The organism is Gluconobacter cadivus, from assembly GCF_015244745.1.
GTDB lineage: Bacteria > Pseudomonadota > Alphaproteobacteria > Acetobacterales > Acetobacteraceae > Gluconobacter > Gluconobacter cadivus.
Map to the genome: position 1 here is coordinate 551,713 of NZ_JABCQI010000002.1, position 14,111 is coordinate 565,823.

The 14,111-nt window shown below is 58.4% G+C and carries 15 protein-coding genes and 1 tRNA gene; 6 read left to right on the top strand and 10 right to left on the bottom strand.

Translation table 11 applies throughout. From position 1 onward, the window contains the following. Positions 1–136 precede the first annotated feature (136 nt). From HKD28_RS05395 to HKD28_RS05410, 4 genes are all read left to right on the top strand, one after another. Positions 137–763, top strand: coding sequence for an HAAS signaling domain-containing protein (locus HKD28_RS05395; RefSeq protein WP_194267404.1), 627 nt, complete (start codon positions 137–139; stop codon positions 761–763). Between the two features lie 73 nt (positions 764–836). After that, entirely contained in the window at positions 837–2,000 is a 1,164-nt protein-coding gene (locus tag HKD28_RS05400) for an aminotransferase (RefSeq protein WP_194267405.1), read from the top strand. Between the two features lie 41 nt (positions 2,001–2,041). Then, positions 2,042–3,505: a metalloprotease TldD gene (gene tldD / locus HKD28_RS05405; RefSeq protein ID WP_194267406.1), complete on the top strand. Its 1,464-nt coding sequence runs from the start codon at positions 2,042–2,044 to the stop codon at positions 3,503–3,505. A 41-nt stretch (positions 3,506–3,546) separates the two neighbouring features. Then, positions 3,547–3,756, top strand: a complete 210-nt coding sequence (locus HKD28_RS05410) for a hypothetical protein (protein WP_194267407.1) — start codon at positions 3,547–3,549, stop codon at positions 3,754–3,756. A 6-nt stretch (positions 3,757–3,762) separates the two neighbouring features. Here HKD28_RS05410 and HKD28_RS05415 read toward each other — a convergent pair whose 3' ends face one another. Continuing rightward, the gene (locus tag HKD28_RS05415) at positions 3,763–4,068 is read right to left on the bottom strand and encodes a YggT family protein (RefSeq protein ID WP_194262964.1); all 306 of its coding nucleotides are present in this window, start codon (positions 4,066–4,068) and stop codon (positions 3,763–3,765) included. A gap of 143 nt (positions 4,069–4,211) precedes the next feature. Here HKD28_RS05415 and HKD28_RS05420 point away from each other — a divergent pair. Further along, positions 4,212–4,287, top strand: a tRNA-Ala gene (locus HKD28_RS05420). A 166-nt stretch (positions 4,288–4,453) separates the two neighbouring features. Here the strand turns inward: HKD28_RS05420 and HKD28_RS05425 are convergent. Next, the gene (locus HKD28_RS05425; protein ID WP_235993310.1) at positions 4,454–6,721 is read right to left on the bottom strand and encodes a glycosyltransferase family 2 protein; all 2,268 of its coding nucleotides are present in this window, start codon (positions 6,719–6,721) and stop codon (positions 4,454–4,456) included. Positions 6,722–6,853: 132 nt separating this feature from the next. On the opposite strand from HKD28_RS05425, the gene HKD28_RS15685 reads away from it, so the two are divergent. Next, complete coding sequence (locus HKD28_RS15685; protein WP_228125578.1) at positions 6,854–7,012, top strand: hypothetical protein; 159 nt, start codon at positions 6,854–6,856, stop codon at positions 7,010–7,012. A gap of 288 nt (positions 7,013–7,300) precedes the next feature. On the opposite strand, the gene HKD28_RS05430 is transcribed toward HKD28_RS15685, so the two are convergent. The 8 genes from HKD28_RS05430 to HKD28_RS05465 all read right to left on the bottom strand — a co-directional run bounded on the left by HKD28_RS05430 (position 7,301) and on the right by HKD28_RS05465 (position 13,952). Next, positions 7,301–8,953, bottom strand: a complete 1,653-nt coding sequence (locus HKD28_RS05430; RefSeq protein ID WP_194267408.1) for an ArnT family glycosyltransferase — start codon at positions 8,951–8,953, stop codon at positions 7,301–7,303. A gap of 73 nt (positions 8,954–9,026) precedes the next feature. Further along, positions 9,027–9,794, bottom strand: coding sequence for a glycosyltransferase family 2 protein (locus tag HKD28_RS05435; RefSeq protein ID WP_194262962.1), 768 nt, complete (start codon positions 9,792–9,794; stop codon positions 9,027–9,029). Positions 9,795–9,798: 4 nt separating this feature from the next. Then, positions 9,799–10,299: a F0F1 ATP synthase subunit B family protein gene (locus tag HKD28_RS05440; RefSeq protein WP_194263005.1), complete on the bottom strand. Its 501-nt coding sequence runs from the start codon at positions 10,297–10,299 to the stop codon at positions 9,799–9,801. A gap of 11 nt (positions 10,300–10,310) precedes the next feature. Further along, positions 10,311–10,871: a F0F1 ATP synthase subunit B family protein gene (locus HKD28_RS05445; RefSeq protein ID WP_194267409.1), complete on the bottom strand. Its 561-nt coding sequence runs from the start codon at positions 10,869–10,871 to the stop codon at positions 10,311–10,313. Positions 10,872–10,879: 8 nt separating this feature from the next. Next, the gene (locus tag HKD28_RS05450) at positions 10,880–11,107 is read right to left on the bottom strand and encodes an ATP synthase subunit C family protein (protein ID WP_024717170.1); all 228 of its coding nucleotides are present in this window, start codon (positions 11,105–11,107) and stop codon (positions 10,880–10,882) included. Between the two features lie 82 nt (positions 11,108–11,189). Next, the gene (locus tag HKD28_RS05455; protein WP_141353213.1) at positions 11,190–11,939 is read right to left on the bottom strand and encodes a F0F1 ATP synthase subunit A; all 750 of its coding nucleotides are present in this window, start codon (positions 11,937–11,939) and stop codon (positions 11,190–11,192) included. Next, positions 11,917–12,285: an AtpZ/AtpI family protein gene (locus tag HKD28_RS05460; RefSeq protein WP_194267410.1), complete on the bottom strand. Its 369-nt coding sequence runs from the start codon at positions 12,283–12,285 to the stop codon at positions 11,917–11,919. Before HKD28_RS05460 ends, HKD28_RS05455 begins: the two co-directional genes overlap by 23 nt. Positions 12,286–12,428: 143 nt before the next feature. Beyond that, the gene (locus HKD28_RS05465) at positions 12,429–13,952 is read right to left on the bottom strand and encodes a TSCPD domain-containing protein (RefSeq protein WP_194267411.1); all 1,524 of its coding nucleotides are present in this window, start codon (positions 13,950–13,952) and stop codon (positions 12,429–12,431) included. Between the last annotated feature and the right edge of the window lie 159 nt (positions 13,953–14,111).

Genomic DNA, 14,111 nt, shown 5'->3' on the forward strand with positions numbered 1-14,111 from the left:
GTCTGTCGAGTATGGGAAATTACGCCATTCTGCGGATTTGAGGTAGAATCTTGCGGAAGCGGATCAAAGCTTTCCACGTCTGGTCCGAAACTTGCATGCAAAGAGGGCAGCAAGACTCTTTTTGGGAAATATCCTCATGACCCGTGCTGCCGAATCTCTGGATGGCTGGAAAGACAGTGATCTGCTGTCTCTGCCGGTTGAACGTTATCTGCATGAATTTCGTGGTGGGCTGCTGAGCCTGCCCGAGAGCGAGCGCGATCTGATTGTTTCAGAAGTGCGGGCGCAGGTTGCAGCGCAGGCGCGGTTGGGCGATGGGGCCGTACAGGCGCTTTTGGAAAAGCTGGGAAAGCCGGACAGGCTCGCTGCACGCTTTACGATCCGGCATGAGCTGTCGGTCGGGGTGCAGCAGTCCAATCCGTTTGCTCTGCTTTGGGTTCTGCTGCGACTGGCTGCTGGAAGCCTTCTGGCTTTCACGGGTGGCCTTGTTGTCATTGTGTTCGGTCTGACGGGGCTTCTGCTCACGGCGATGCCTGTGTTGCGGTTTTTTGTTCCGCAGGACGTGTTCGTCAGGAATGACGGCCTGTTTACGATTACGGTTACGACAGGTGATGCACCGAAAAATGCCATCCCCCTTTCATGGGAAGCGGCCGTTGTTTCCTGTGGTGTCGGCATTGTTCTGATCGTGTTGGCGATGCTTCTGATGCGAGGGCTGGGGCAGATCCTGCTGCGCGATATGCGTCGGAAAACACGGATGCGGGATTGAAAGGCTTTTCAGTCCGGCGTTGGCCTGCAATGGTGAGGCGCTTTGTGTTTTTCGTGTGCTCTGGACCTCATCAATGAAAACTCCGAATCAGTATCTTGCGGGTCTTCCGACGACCATTTTCACGATCATGTCCCAGCTTGCCGTGAAGCACGGAGCGATCAATCTGGGGCAGGGGTTCCCGGATACGGAGGGGCCGCAGGATATTATTCAGGTGGCTGCGGAGGCGCTCCAGGACGGGCGTAACCAGTATGCGCCGCTGACGGGACTGCCTGAGCTGCGCGACGCTGTGGCGTCTTCCAACCGGCGTTTCTATGGGCTGGAGGTTGATCCGGCGACGGAAGTGGTTGTGACATCCGGGGCGACCGAAGCGCTGGCGGCTTGCCTCATGGCGGTGGTGGAGCCGGGGGATGAGGTGGTGGTGATCGAGCCGCTTTATGACACCTATCTGCCAGCACTCAGGCTTCTGGGAGCCGTTCCGCGTTGTGTGCGGCTCCAGCCGCCGCACTGGTCGCTGCCGGAAGCGGAACTTCGGGCGGCGTTTGGGCCGAAGACAAAGGCGATCATGCTTAACTCGCCGATGAATCCGTCAGGGAAGGTTTTTGTCCGCGAGGAGCTTGAACTGATTGCGGATCTGGTGCGGGAGCATGATGCGTATGCGATCTGCGACGAGGTTTATGAGCACCTGACGTTTCACGTGAAACACATGCCTCTGATGACGCTGCCGGGAATGCGTGAGCGGTGCATGCGGATCGGAAGTGCGGGCAAGAGTTTTTCCCTGACGGGATGGAAAGTCGGCTATGTGACCGCACCGGCCTCCTTGGCATCGGTGGTGGCCAAGGCGCATCAGGTTCTGGTGTTCGCGACCGCGCCGAACCTTCAGCGGGCCGTGGCTTATGGATTGAACAAGGACGAGAGCTATTATCAGGCTCTGTCGGCTCAGATGGAAACGCAGCGGGATCTGTTGCGGGACGGTCTGCATCGTCTGGGCTTTGAGACGTTGCCCGCCGATGGGAGCTATTTCATCGTGGCAGATATCTCGCGTCATGCGGATGGGCGGAGCGATGTGGACTTCGCACGCTGGCTGGTTGAGCATGCAGGAGTCGCGACGATCCCGGTTTCAGCCTTCTATGACCCTGAGGGGGATGCTCCGCCGCAGAACCTGATCCGGTTCGCATTCTGCAAAAAGCCCGAGATCCTGTCTGAAGCCTTGAAACGGCTGCAAAAAGCCCTTTCTTAAAAGCTCGGTTCTGTCACACGTTTTCTGTCTGGAGATTTTTCATGTCTGTTGCTGCTGATACTCTGGGCGCTCTTGCGACGACCGATGCCCTGTTTTTCGGGCGGCCTGATTCAAAGCTGACCCGTGAGGACGCCAAGGCGCTCGTTGATCGGGGGCTTGAGGGTGTGGATGACGGTGAGCTTTTTCTGGAATACCGGGAAAACGAGAGCATCAGTCTGGATGACGGGACGATCCGCTCCGCCAGCTTCAACACGTCTTCAGGGTTTGGTTTGCGGGCTGTTCTGGGAACGGAGACGGCGTTTGCCCATGCCGACGATATCAGCCGCGATGCTCTGGCGCGGGCTGTCAGTACGGTGGGGGCCGTTCGGCAGGGGCGGAGTGGTGTGATGGCGCCGGGGCCGCAGGCCACAAACCAGCGGCTTTACGGAGACTCCCGTCCGCTTGAAGGGACGGATTTTGCGGCCCGGGCTGCGGTTCTGAGTGAAATTGATTCCTATGCGCGGGGGCTGGATTCCCGTGTAGTGCAGGTCAGTGCCGTGCTGAGTTCCGAATGGCAGGCGGTGCAGATCATGCGTCGGGCGGATGCCGGGGGCGATGTTGCGGATCTGCGGCCTCTGGTGCGAATGAACGTATCGGTTGTTGTGGAAAAGAATGGCCAGCGTGAGAGCGGAAGCTGTGGTCTGGGCGGGCGGTACGAACTGGACCGTCTGCTGGCTCCGGAAACGTGGCGGGATGCGGTCGACAAGGCGCTGAAGCAGGCCCTGATTACGCTGGAAGCGGCCCCTGCGCCCGCTGGGGAAATGGATGTGGTGCTTGGCCCGGGCTGGCCGGGCATTTTGCTGCATGAAGCTGTAGGCCATGGGTTGGAAGGGGATTTCAACCGCAAAGGGACGTCGTCCTTTTCAGGAATGATCGGCAAACGTGTGGCCTCTCCGGGTGTGACAGTGGTTGACGACGGAACACTGCCCGAATGCCGGGGATCGCTCAGTGTTGATGACGAAGGTACGCCGACGTCCCGGACGGTGTTGATCGAGGATGGCATTCTCACGGGTTATCTTCAGGATCGTCTGAATGGCCGTCTGATGGGGACGAAATCGACCGGAAACGGGCGTCGTCAGTCTTATGCCCACGCGCCGATGCCTCGCATGACCAATACGCTGATGCTGGAAGGGAGTGCCACGACGGATGAGATGATCCGTTCGATCAAGCGGGGGCTCTACGCCGTGAATTTTGGTGGTGGGCAGGTTGATATCACGTCGGGGAAATTCGTATTTGCGGCTTCGGAAGCCTATCTTGTGGAAGACGGGAAAATCATCCGTCCGGTCAAGGGGGCGACCCTGATCGGGAATGGTGCGGATGCCATGAACCAGATCTCCATGATCGGGTCCGATGTTGCGCTTGATTCGGGGATTGGAACCTGCGGTAAAGCTGGTCAGGGCGTGCCAGTGGGCGTTGGTCAGCCAACACTGAAAATTTCGGGTCTGACGGTAGGTGGTACGGGCTGACCCTCGGGAAATCTCGATCGGGACGGCGAAAGCAATCAGCGATGGGACATAATTACGCAAAGCCGTTAACGGCTGAGGCCCGCATGGAACGGGTTTTCTCCCGCCTTCCTGAGGACTGGACCGTCAAAATGGAGCGCCAGCAGGGAGAAAAATGGTCAGTCCTGATGGAGCGTCCGGACGGGATGCTGCATCAGGAAACCGCTGACAGCCTTATTGAGGCGCTGGAAGAGGTGTGGCGCGCCCTGAGATAAAAGCTCTTAGAAGCTGCTCTGGGTTGCGAGCATGAAAAAGATCCGGTTTACGGCGGGATAGACCAGAAACTGAATCAGCAGCAGGACCACCATGGGCGCAAAATCCACGCCACCTGTGTTGGGCAGGATACTGCGGATCGGCGCCATGACAGGCTCGACGATCTTGGCCAATGTGTTGAAAATGGAATAGAAAAAGCGGTTGCGGATATCGAGGATGCCGAAACCAAGCAGCATCGACAAAATGCAATACGCCAGAAGAATCCATACGAAAGCCTGGATCAGCATCAGGATAATGGTGTGCAGGGCAACCATGCAAAAACCTCGTCGAATGTCGGTTAGGGCAGCCGAAAGGCCGGTCGGAAAACGCTTGTAGCCATAGCAATAGCACAGAACAACATCCTGCGCTCAGGTCTGCTTGACAGCGTGAAGGAAGAGGAGAACTATCGTTCGACCGTGGGGCTGTAGCTCAGATGGGAGAGCGCCTCGTTCGCAATGAGGAGGTCAGGGGTTCGATTCCCCTCAGCTCCACCACGGTTTTCTCTCTTCTTTAAATAAAGCAGTGTGCGAAAATTGCTTTTTCCTGTTGCTGACCCGTCCGGAAATGCGTCTTCGATTTTCAATCGAAAACAGGACATATGCTGCACGATGTTTGCGCAACATATGGCCTGTCGGGTTTATTGATCAGGGAAAATCGTTGTTATTCAGCCGATGTGGCAGCGGCAGGCTTTTTGGTTCGGGTTTTAGTCTGAGTTTTTCTCGTCGCGGGCTTTTCCGTGGCAGGAGACACCTTTTTCGGTTCAACCGTGAATATCGGGGCGTCCCAGAGAGGGCGAATTTTCTTTCTGGAAGACGCGAGAGGGGGATAACGCGTTTCGTCCACGCCCGGGATTGTCAGATCATAAAAGACCTGTCGATCGAGGGTGAAATGCGGGTTGTAAAATGGGTCCGTACGGAGCGTTTTGCCCCATTTTTCAATCATGAACTGCGTTTCGTGGAAGAAGCGGCGCTCTGTTGAAGGGCGATCGTCGCTGCCGCGGCTCAGGCTTTCATGATGCTCTGCACAGAAGTCAGGTGTCCAGATGACCTTGTAACCAGCGTCGCGAACTTTCAGGCACAGATCGATATCGTTGAACGCGACTTTGAGATGTTCTTCATCAAAGCCTCCAACCAGTTCGAAGGCCGGACGACGGATCAGCATTCCGGCTGCGGTTACAGCCGAAATTTCCTGTGGGAAGTAGGCACGACCGGCATAACCGCCTTCGTTTCGCGGGATGCCGACATGGGCATGGCCGGCGACATCACCGATCCCGAGAAGGACTCCGGCGTGCTGGACGGTCTGATTGGGATAAACGAATTTACCGCCAACGATTGCGACCTGCGGATCTGCGAGAGCTTCGTTGACCAGAATTTCGAGCCAGTTTTCCTGTTCAACAAAGACATCGTTGTTGAGGAATAGAAGAAAATCAGACGCTTCGTCTTTTGCCGCGAGATTGTTGATGCGGGAATAGTTGAAGGGCTCCTTGACAGTCAGAATCTCGACATTGGGAATCTCGTCGACTTTTTTTGCAAAAGCCTCTGCCTCTTTCGTGATCGACCAGTTGTTGATCAGAATGACCTTGTAATTCGGATATCGGGTATATTTCTGGATGGCATCCAGGCATCGCTCGGTGGTGGGAATTTCATCCTTGTAAGGGATGATGATCGTGACCGACGGAGACTGATTGAACTGCCAGTCCACTGTGTAGAGTGTCATTCCCATTTGGGAATCGACATTGGCAGGCAGATTACGACGTTCAAGGTGATCGTTCACGGCCTTGATGCCCGCATCAATGGCGTAACGCTTATTGCCAATGTCGGAGGCTGTCGAATTGGCGGTGATGCGCCAGTGATACAGAATTTCGGGGACGTGATGGATTTTCTCAGCGGGAATATGCTCGGAGGCGCGGAGCAGGAAATCGTGGTCCTGTGCGCCGTCATAGTCCTTGTTGAGGCCGCCGACTTTCTGCAGGGCAGAATGACGGATCATCACGAAATGGCAGACATAGTTGACGCCGAGAAGAAGCCGGTAGTTCCAGTCGGTCTTGAAGGCGGGTTCCCGGTAATAACCGCTGGCGTCAATTTTATCTTCGTCTGAATAGATCAGATCGGTGCGGCTTCTCGTCGCTTCCCGCAGCATGTATTCGACAGCGACATCTGCAAGAAGATCATCATGATCGAAGAATGCGACCCATTCACCCTGAGCAGCTTCGAGGCCCGCATTGGTCGCAATGCTGATGCCGCCATTCTTTTCTTGGAATATTGGCTTGATGCGAGGGTCAGCCTTGGCAAAATCTTCGATGACGGCGCGCAGCTCGGCATTTTTGCTACAGTCATCAACAAGGATGAGTTCCCAGTTCTGCCACGTCTGGGCACGGACACTTTCGATAGCTGCTGTGAAATCCGTAAGATCCGGATTCCAGACCGGGCAGACAATACTGACCAGTGGGTCGCCGGCGATAAGATCATTATCGCGGGTGCGATCGACATATTTTCGCAGAACCGGGAAGTAGGCCGTTGCCCAGGAATGATAATCGGCAATGGTAAATCCGGGTTGGGGAAGAATTTCCCGGACCTTGCGACGCAGACGGGTCAATTCCACATGTAGAGCGTCAATCTGATCAATCACGTCTATAATTAGAGATTCGTTTGCGTCCGTAACAAAACTGGTCAGGCAGGGGCTGTTGGTCACTTCCAGCATGTCGGGCAGGACGTAGAAACGGAATTCTTGCTCGTAGGGTTTGCGATACAGATCCGGCGGCGAAAACTGGAAACCGCAGTAGGGATCGCAGGACAGCGCTTTTCCGACGTCCCCACGATATCTGTTGGCTTCGATTTGGGCAATTTTCTGACCATTGCAGGTCACGAGAATTTGTTGGTTTCCCTTCCATCCTTCAATGTCGTTGCCGCAGACAACCCAGCCGCTCAAGGCGCCTTGTTTCAGACCATCGACAAAGGAACGTGTTTCTACCGGAAGCCTGCCAGAGAATGAGATATGCTCCAGCTTCTGATTTTGTGAGTAGAGTTCAATTTGTTTGAGGCGGTTTTTGAAGGTGATATTATGTTTTTCGCCATCCAGAAGGCTGGGAGGCATTGGTATCTGGAAGCCGGTATTTTTGGATGGAATGCCGGAAGCGTGAACATCGTCACGCAGATCTGTACAATGGAACTGAAGAAATTCCTGACCATCTGCCAACGCGTGAAGGAATACAGGCTGTGATGGATTTTCGGTATCTGTTGCCCAGCCTCGGATGCCATGAACAGAAAATTCATCAATCTGGCAGATAATCATTAATTTTCCCCTGACAAGTTATTAATATTTTAATTCTGAAATAGTATTTCAATCCTAGAATAAAAACTGTCGCCTTCAAAGACTTAGTCCAGATGATTTTTTCTCATCAAATATCGGAGTGTAAGGCATGAAAAGCTCCAGTATCATGATACGCAAGACGTGCCATTAAGATCCCGTATTTTCTCAAGTGTCGTCTGAATTTTAAAATGTGCGGGTTTATCGAGGCGCAAAAAGCCCTAAATCAAGATGGTGCCCGTTTGAATAATTGACGCCTTGGAGGCGACCATATTCAACACTATCGAGGCCATATTTGGTTAAGGCGTCATTAAACGCGGCCTCATCGCGGCGATCAATCAACGCCAGACTACATTGTGGATGGTCGTGTAGATACTCTGCGGCGGCTGCTGGCCCGATAAGTTGGGTGTTGGGACCCGCAAGAAAGACAAGACTTGGTTCTGAATAAGATGAAGACACGAGGGTGCTGTTCGTACAAGGGCGAACATTCTCGAAAAGGTCAGCGATTCTGGGGCTGAGACGGATAGTCTGCAGGTTAGGGATAACGCCCAGAAAGAGACCTGCATGAGCGATGACGGCGGCGCCCATCGCGCAGAAGGCGGCCTGTTTGCGCTCCTGTTTCAGCAGCATTATGACGGCGCCGAGCATCAATGGCAGGGCGCCACCCAGCGCGATAAGGGCTGAGGGAGAGACTGTATGTTCAAGGCTATAGAGCGCGACACTCCCAGCGAAACAGAACGCGAGACCGATAATCGTCCACAAGACGCCGTAAGCACCAAGCAGGGCTTTGGCCCATCGCGGGGTTTTGGGAATGGGCCAGAGCATCAGACTGGCTGCGGTGAGAATGGCAATCGCCGGATAGGTTGGCAGGACGTAGTGGGGGAGTTTGGTCGCGATCAGTTCGAACACCAGCCAGTGGGGAAGAATCCAGCTCAACAGGAAGCGGACCTGTGGCAGTTTTCTGTTCTTCCAGACGGACGGGATGGCGAGGGCGGCGAAAAGCGATCCGGGCCAGAAGGCCAGTCCGAAGACCAGAAGGTGAAAGCCGGGGGGAAGCCCGTGGGCTTCCTGACCATGAGCCACCTTGCCAAGAAAGTTACGCCCGACCGCGCGGGCAAAGAAGTCTCCGCCGCTGATGACTTCAATGGCGACGCACCAGGGAACGACGACGGCAAGCATGATGAGCCAGCCCCAGCGGGGGCGAAGACGAGACCACCATGACCGGTCGCGCTCCATCAGCCACAGGGCCAGCGGGGTACCGAATCCCGGAATGAGGACGACGGGGCCCTTGAGCATGAGGCCCACACCCAGAGCGAGCCAGTAGGCAATGGCCACCCGGAGATGCGTTGGGCGATTTTTCTGCCGATCTGTAAAGGCGCATAAAAGCGCGGCCTGAATGCAGAGGATGTCGAGCAGCAGGACGGTGTCGATGGTCGCCATATGGCATTCGGCGACGAACAGGGTAGAGACCATTAACAGGCCAGCGGCCATCAGGCCGGTGGGACCTCCGAAGAGGGTCGCGCCGATCCAGGCTGTTAACGGTATGATCGTCGCTGCGGCGAGCAGGCTTGGAATCCGGTACGGCCAGGTTTTGCGTAGAACGGAAGGACCGAAGATTTTTTCTGCTGCTGCTGTTGAGGCTGCTTCCAGCCAGTAGATTCCGGCCGGTTGCAGATAGCGTGGCTTGTCCTGAAAGCGGACGTCGATGAAGTTGTGCGAGAGGAGCATCTGTTCCGATGCTTCCATGTAGCGCGGTTCGTCCCGATCAAGCGGCGGAAGTGTCGTGCGGCCTGGTAGGGCGAGCAGAAAGGCAAGCAGCCCCAGAAAAGCATAATGCCGGAGGTTCAGGATCATGGGCACTCTCCGCGCCGTTCTGTCAGGCCGGACGTGCGGCAGGGAACCGCGGCAGCGGGACCCGGTGACGGTTTCAGTGTTCGGTCAGGTGATCGGGCAGGTGCGTGCGGTTCTGGAGCCACATGACGCCCAGAAGGTCACGGATTCCCACGAGGGCCCGGTTGAAATTGGTATATTTCGAGCTGCCATGCAGTCTGGCGCGATGCTGGACTTCGATGCAGATCAGAGGCGCGCCGTAATGTCCCAGCAGGGCAGGTAGGAAGCGGTGGACGCCTTCAAACTGTGGGATTTTTAGAAAGAGGTCGCGCGGGAAGAGCTTGAGCGGTGCGCCTGTATCGGGGCAGCCGTCGTTCAGGAGGCGACGGCGCAACCCGTTTGCGAAGCGCGTGGCGATCCGGCGGGACAAACGGTCATTGCGCTTGCGCCGGACGCCCACCACCAGAGGCGGTGCACCTTGCGTCGATGTTGCACGCTCCAGCATTGTCAGAATGGCGGAAGGGTCATCCTGCCCGTCGCCGTCAATGGTGGCGATCCACTGCCCGTTGGCAGCAGTAATGCCGGTCCGGAGGGCGGCTGATTTTCCGAGGCGCTTCGGATGGCTGATGATGCGCAGGCGGGGCAGCAGCGTTTGCCGGGCTTCCAGAAGCTTTTTGACGGTGGCGTCTGTGCTGCCGTCGTCAATGGCCAGAATTTCTATTGAAGAGTCGGCACCGAAGGTTTCGGCCAGTTCCTGACAGACGGGGAGGATGTTATCCGCCTCGTTCAGAACGGCCATGACGACGGAGAGCCTTGTGGGCTGTCCGTCGTCATGAAAGGAACCTTGCACCGTAGAGGTGGGCATCGGATCAGGCGGCGGAGCGCCGAAGGGCTTCCGGCAGGCTGTTGATGCTCTGATCGAGCAGGCTGGAGGCGATGTCGGGGCTTTCCGTCAGACGGGTCGACACAACGTCGCGGGCTGCGGCGACTGCGATCTGGGCAGCGCGATCCTGAATTTCACGGATGGCCGAGCGTTCGGCTGCGTGAATCCGATCCTGCGCCATCTTCTCGTAGCGGGCTGCGGCGGCTTCAGCGTCCTTGCGGGCGCGCTCTGCCAGACCGGCGGCTTCGGCCTCGGAGCGTGCAAGCATGGCCTGTGTTTCGGCCAGGGTCTTTTCACGCTCGCGGGTGGCATCTTCCAGCATCTGCTCGGCTTCGCGACGCAGGCGGGCTGCTTCGTCGAGGTCGTGACGGACGCTTTCAGCGCGGGCGTCCAGATGGCCGGTGATGGCGATCCAGAGCTTGCGTCCGAAAATGACGAAGAACAGGACGAAGGCGAGGGCGGTCCAGAACCGGGGATCGTGGAACATCATCGTCTCCTTCAGGCGTTGACGCGTTTGACGGCGCTGGCGACAGTCTGTTCGTCCTGAGTGCCGATCAGACGCGCAACCAGATCCTGAGTGGTGCTGGTGGCGATCTCGGACAGGCTGGACAGGGCCTGTTCACGGGACTGGGTGATTCGGGTCTCGGCGTTTGCGATCTCGGCTTCGAGACGCTTGGCCGTTTCCGCAGCGTGAGCATCCGCGCTGGCGCGGGCTTCGCTCTGGATCCGCTCCACATGGGCGCGGGCCTGCTCGGCTGCTTCATGACGGGCGCTGAGGAGTTCCGCGCTGGCGCGGTCAGCCTCGGCTTTTGCCTTGCGGGCAACATCCAGATCGCTCTGGATGCGGGTCCGACGGTTGGTCAGGACCCGTTCGACACGCGGCAGTGCGAAGCGGCTCAGGCCGAGATAGAAGCCGCCGAAAATGACGGCTCCCCAGACGACCTGTCCGATCAGCAGCGGATCGTGAAAGTTCAGCTGTGGCATGCCCGCAGCCACGGCACGGCCCGGCACGGCCGCAAGCGGAGCGGCGAACAGGAAGAGGCGTGGCGTACGGTACATGTTCGACCTCAGGCGAACAGGATCAGGAACGCGATCAGCAGGGCGAACAGCGCGACGGCTTCCGTCAGCGCGAAGCCCAGCATGCCGATGCCGAAGACATGCGGACGCGAAGCCGGGTTGCGGGCAACCGAGCTGATCAGCGTCGAGAAGATGTTGCCGAGACCCATGCCGACGCCGGCGAGGGCGAAAACGGCAATACCGGCACCGAGGTCACGGGCGGCCTGGGCGATGCTGATGCCGAATTCGTGAGCGGCTTGAACGTCCATTGTCAGGTTCCTTGTTGGGTCGATTAAAGGGTTAGTGCGAAGCTGGTGTGGCTCAGTGAGCGACGGCCTCACGCAGATAGATGCAGGTGAGGATGGCGAACACATAGGCCTGCAGCACACCCACCAGCAGTTCGAGGGCCGTCAGCGCGATGTTGATCGCGATCGGGGCGATGGCCAGAACATGGCCGAATGCGCCCAGACCGGCGAGCATGATCGTGAAGCCGGCAAACACTTCCAGAAGCACGTGACCCGCCACCATGTTGGCGAAAAGTCGGATCGACAGGCTGACCGGACGCGAAAGGAAAGAAATGAGCTCGATCGGCACCAGCAGCGGAGCAAGCCAGACAGGCGTTCCAGCGGGTAGGAAGTGCTTGAGGAAGCCGACACCCTGAAAGCGGATGGAAGCAAGGATCGAGATGACGAACACCATGATGGCCAGACCGAAGGTCACAGCGATATGGCTGGTGTACGTGAAGGAGAAGGGCAGCAGACCGAGATAGTTGCCAGCCAGAATGAAGAAGAAGATCGCGAAGACGAACGGGAAGAACGTCGCGCCGTTTTCGCCGATCGTGCTGACGGCGAGGTCATGCACGAAGTCGTAGCTGATCTCGGCAGCGGCCTGAAGGCGACCCGGCACAACGGCGGCAGGACGCATTCCGACATACAGGAAAACGAGAACGATGGCGACGGCGATCAGCATGAACAGCGGTGACTGCGAGAACCGCAGGGCTTCTCCCAGATGTCCGAGAACCGGATGGAGCTCGAACTGTCCGAGCGCGTCAATCGTCGATCCGGCTGCCACGCTGGCTTCTCCCGTCATCTTTCGGTCCGGACACCATGTCCGAATCCTTCAAAACCCGCCAGACATTCAACATGCCGGCACCACATCCTGCCAGGGCGAAAACGGACAGGAACAAAGCCCTGTACCCGAACCAGTGACCCAAGGCGTAGCCTATGGCTACACCGACCGCGAGCCCGGCCACAAGGTCGGTTCCCACGCGGATCGCCAGTCCAAGGGATGACATGGAACTTTCATCATTGCCCGTGTCGGTTACGGCGAATTCCCCTGAGCGGGGATCGAGCTTCTGACGGGCGCGCTTGAGGCGTTCGTCGAAGTTTCCGTCGTTACCGGCAGGGGCGTGTCCCATGAGATCTGATCCCTTACCCTGTACGCATCGTTTTCACCCGGTCATTCAACCGGATTCCTTCTCAGCGCAGGCGCTAGCTACCGGCGAGTCCGTTGACTGTCAATGTATTCTGCTCGCCGGAGCCTCTGAAACCCGTTTTCGTCCTAGCTGACCAGTTTCAGTCGTCGTCCCCGGTCCTTCCATTCCGGGCTTTCGCCGGAGCTGCGCCCGAAAGGGAGCATGGGGGCGGGATCTTCCGAACTGGGTTCGAGGCGCGGGGCGTCGGGCATGGGCTGACCCAGATAGGCGTCCGACAGTGTGCGGAAGGCATAATCCAGCATTGAGGTTGCATAGGCGGTGGAGGGATCGCCTTCCACGGTGCCTGCGGGGCCGAAGCGCGTATAAGCGAATCGCTCCACGAAGGATTCCAATGGGGCGCCATATTGCAGGCCGATGCTGACGGCATGACCCAGACAGTCCATCAGGCCGCGGGCCATGGGGCTTTCGCGGGGCGGGGTGAGGCTGATTTCGCCGAGCGTTCCGTCTTCGAACTCGCTGGTGCGCATGAAGAGGCTGTGTCCTCCCACTGCGGCGCGCTGGGTGAAGCCGGTCTGGCGCATCGGAAGCGGACGACGCACGCCGCGGGCCAGTCTGGCCTGAAGGTCGGCGAGATCAGGTTCGGGAACGGCGGGCAGGAAATCCACGGCGTTTTTGAGGGCCGCGTGCATGGCGCCTTGTGCTTCGGGGCGAACGGGCGGCAGCGGGGTTTCGCCCGCAAGCGCCAGTGCGAGTGCGGATTCGGGCGTCAGGCCGCGGCAGGCCAGCCGGGCCAGTGTGGAGGCGCGCAGATGTCCGTCTTCGCGCAGGGGGGAGAAGGCCGGGGCGAGACCGCAGGTTTCCACACCCAGAAGGCCCTCGGTCGGACCGGGAGAAGAAAAGCCGGTTTCGATCGGGCAGAAGTGCCGACCATCTTCCGTATTGTAGGCCGAAGCGGCGGCGGCGCGCAGGTCTGCCAGCGGGGATTCCGGGATGGCGGGCGGCGGCAGTTTCGTTCCGGCGCGGGCAACCGTGGTGGCGAGTGCTGACAGGGCGCGGGCCGCATTCCGGGCGTCGTCGCTGTCATAGTCGAGGCCGAGGGCCGCCAGGCAGGCGTCCAGATCGGTCAGCAGGACCAGGCCTGCAGCTTCGTCTTCAGGCTTCGCAGGCAGATCAAACAAGGGCAGCTCGCCAGTGCGTTCGATCCGTGTTGCGGCATGAAGGCGGCGCAGGGCGTCGCAGGCCAGACGCAGGCAGGCGACGAAATGTTCCGTGGCGAATCCGGAATCCTGCACGAAGCTGGACAGGCGGATGGTGAAACCCGGCGCTTCGTCCGGCTGGCACTGCCACAGCGCCGTATTGGGTGCCATCTGCTGCATCAGCAGAAGATAGGACAGGCTACGCCCCGGAGCGGGGGTGTTCGCCGGAGTGCCGGGCAGAGGCGGGCACGCGTCGATTGTGTCCACCCAGCGCGCAGCCTCAGCGGCAAGTCTGACCGGCCCGCCGTTCAGGGTGATGCGCGCAAGGGCCTGTGCGGCCTCGTCATCCCAGGCAGCGGGAAGGGTGACGGAGCGCATGGCGCTGTCGTCGGGGTCGGTCATGACCTGAAGCGTCCTCATGCGAACGCCGGTCCAGTGAAGGCGAGCTGTCATGACGTAAATCTACGCCCTGCGCCGGTTGGCCCGTAAGCCGGAAAAGGGCCTCCGGAAGGGCGCTAATGGATGGGAACATGGGGATATGGGGGATAACATTTTTCCCACGCCTGATCGGGACGATTTCTGCGGGGGGATTGGACGCGGGAAGCGGAGTCG

Coding starts and splice junctions, on each gene's coding strand:
- HKD28_RS05395 (WP_194267404.1), top strand. CDS start 137: ATGACCCGTGCTGCCGAATCTCTGGATGGCTGGAAAGACAGTGATCTG.
- HKD28_RS05400 (WP_194267405.1), top strand. CDS start 837: ATGAAAACTCCGAATCAGTATCTTGCGGGTCTTCCGACGACCATTTTC.
- tldD (WP_194267406.1), top strand. CDS start 2,042: ATGTCTGTTGCTGCTGATACTCTGGGCGCTCTTGCGACGACCGATGCC.
- HKD28_RS05410 (WP_194267407.1), top strand. CDS start 3,547: ATGGGACATAATTACGCAAAGCCGTTAACGGCTGAGGCCCGCATGGAA.
- HKD28_RS05415 (WP_194262964.1), bottom strand. CDS start 4,068: ATGGTTGCCCTGCACACCATTATCCTGATGCTGATCCAGGCTTTCGTA.
- HKD28_RS15685 (WP_228125578.1), top strand. CDS start 6,854: ATGTTTTTCGCCATCCAGAAGGCTGGGAGGCATTGGTATCTGGAAGCC.
- HKD28_RS05430 (WP_194267408.1), bottom strand. CDS start 8,953: ATGATCCTGAACCTCCGGCATTATGCTTTTCTGGGGCTGCTTGCCTTT.
- HKD28_RS05435 (WP_194262962.1), bottom strand. CDS start 9,794: ATGCCCACCTCTACGGTGCAAGGTTCCTTTCATGACGACGGACAGCCC.
- HKD28_RS05440 (WP_194263005.1), bottom strand. CDS start 10,299: ATGTTCCACGATCCCCGGTTCTGGACCGCCCTCGCCTTCGTCCTGTTC.
- HKD28_RS05445 (WP_194267409.1), bottom strand. CDS start 10,871: ATGTACCGTACGCCACGCCTCTTCCTGTTCGCCGCTCCGCTTGCGGCC.
- HKD28_RS05460 (WP_194267410.1), bottom strand. CDS start 12,285: ATGGGACACGCCCCTGCCGGTAACGACGGAAACTTCGACGAACGCCTC.
- HKD28_RS05465 (WP_194267411.1), bottom strand. CDS start 13,952: ATGACAGCTCGCCTTCACTGGACCGGCGTTCGCATGAGGACGCTTCAG.